Raw genomic sequence first — 2072 nt, 5'->3', positions numbered from 1 at the left:
TTTGCCCAACCCCGCCACGATGTCGGCCAAGGTGGCGGACCCAACGTCTAGCTTTTCAGCCCACTGCGCTTGATTAAGCTGTGCGAGCTCCTGTTGTAACTGGGGCGTGCCAATAGCATCTGGTCCCGCCGCAAGCCCCTTTAATAGGTGACGGGCCACCGGGTAACTCTCGGGGTGAATGTCGGTGTTGTCCAAAGCATCCTGACCGCCAATGATCCGCAGGAAGCCCACGGACTGCTGATACGCCTTAGGTCCCAAGCGCGGCACCTGTTGGAGATCCTTGCGACTGGCAAACGCCCCGTTGGTATTGCGGTACGTCACAATGTTTTGCGCCGTAGTCGCCGTCAATCCCGAGATGTGCGTCAACAGCTCCGGACTGGCCGTGTTAACATTGACCCCCACCTGGTTGACCGCCGTTTCCACGACACGGTCCAGTTGTTCATCCAACGCCTTTTCGGGGACGTCGTGTTGGTACTGACCCACGCCCACGGCCTTGGGATCAATCTTGACCAATTCGGCCAATGGGTCCTGTAACCGCCGGCCAATACTGATCGCCGAACGCTCCTCAACGTGAAGATCAGCGAATTCAGCCCGGGCATTGGCGCTGGCCGAATAGACCGACGCTCCCGCTTCATTCACCATCACGTAATAGACCGGGTGATCCAGCGTCTTGAGGATGGTGCTGACAAATTCCTCGGACTCACGACTGGCCGTCCCGTTACCGATCGCAATCATTTCGACGTGATACTGGGTCAATAACTGCTTGAAGGCCGGACCGGCTGCGGCGCGTTGCTTGCCACTGGCCGGCTTGTGCGGGTAAATCACCTGCTTCGTCAGGAAACGGCCGTTTGCGTCCATGATGGCGAGCTTGCAGCCGGTCCGATACGCCGGGTCAAAGCCCATAACAACCTTTCCCTTCAGCGGTGCCTGCATCAACAGGTGGTACAGATTATTGCCGAAGACCTGGATGGCGTGGGCATCCGCCTGTTCGGTCAGGTAACGGCGTAAGTCACGTTCAATGGTGGGCCCCAGGAATCGCTTGTAGGCGTCCTCAAACGCCGCTTCAATCTTCGCCACGGCCGGGCCGTGATGCTGCCCAATCAGTCGGAAATGCCCATATTGGCGGATCGATGCCGAATCAATGGTAATGCCCACGGAGAGAATCTTCTCGCGTTCCCCCCGGTTAATCGCCAACACGCGGTACGGTGGCAATTGATTCAGCCGTTGACTAAAGTCGTAGTACGTCGCATACACCTGCTGGTCGTCTTGATCCTTGGCCCCGCGTTTGCGCTTACTGGTCAACTCACCGTGCTGCCAGGTATAGTGCCGAATCCACTCGCGGAAGGCCGCTTGCTCGCTAAACGTCTCGGCCAGGATCTCATGGACCCCCGCCCACACGGCCGCCAAGTCCGGCAATGCCTGTTCCGGCTTGATGTAGTCGCGGGCCCGCCGATCCAAGTCCGTCTGGGGAAAGGTCAACAGCCACTGGGCCAGCGGCTTTAAGCCACGTTGCGTCGCCAGTGTCGCCTTGGTTTGGCGCTTCTTTTTATACGGGAGATAAAGGTCCTCCACCTGTTGTAGGGTGCTTGCCTGCACCAAATTCCGCTTGAGTTGTGGCGTTAACGCCTGCTGCTCGGTAATTGTCTTGAGCACGTCTTGCCGCCGCTTGTTCAGCTTGGCCAGACGCGTGGCCTCATCTTCAATCTCACGAATGGCCACTTCGTCCAACGAGCCGGTCCGCTCCTTACGGTAACGGGCGATGAATGGCACCGTATTGCCCTCATCCATTAGCGTTAAGACGGCTTCAATCTGTTGCACGCGATACTGACTCAGCTGCTGATGAACCGGCTGCGCCAAAGTGCTTAACTGTTCTTCATTCTCTCTTGCCATGCAACCCCTCCGTTACTGTCGTCATACCTGTCTTACATTATACCATGCCTGATGCGTGGACCGACCGCCAACCGCGACCTTCGCAATCGAGTAGGAGGTAGCCGATTAGTTCGGCTACCGACCTCTCACACCACCGTACGTACGGTTCCGTATACGGCGGTTCAGTAACTTAAGCATTTTGA

Annotated in this window: 1 protein-coding gene; it reads right to left on the bottom strand. The window is 57.4% G+C overall.

Translation table 11 applies throughout. The features are described 5' to 3' along the window. A partial coding sequence (locus HEQ50_RS12475) for a Tex-like N-terminal domain-containing protein (protein WP_168900822.1) occupies positions 1-1890 on the bottom strand: 1890 nt, incomplete at its 3' end. Positions 1891-2072: the final 182 nt, after the last annotated feature.

The organism is Lactobacillus sp. HBUAS51381 (assembly GCF_012641095.1).
Lineage (GTDB): Bacteria > Bacillota > Bacilli > Lactobacillales > Lactobacillaceae > Levilactobacillus.
The sequence above is the reverse complement of the archived record's forward strand: the minus strand, read 5'-3'. Positions and strand labels throughout refer to the sequence as shown.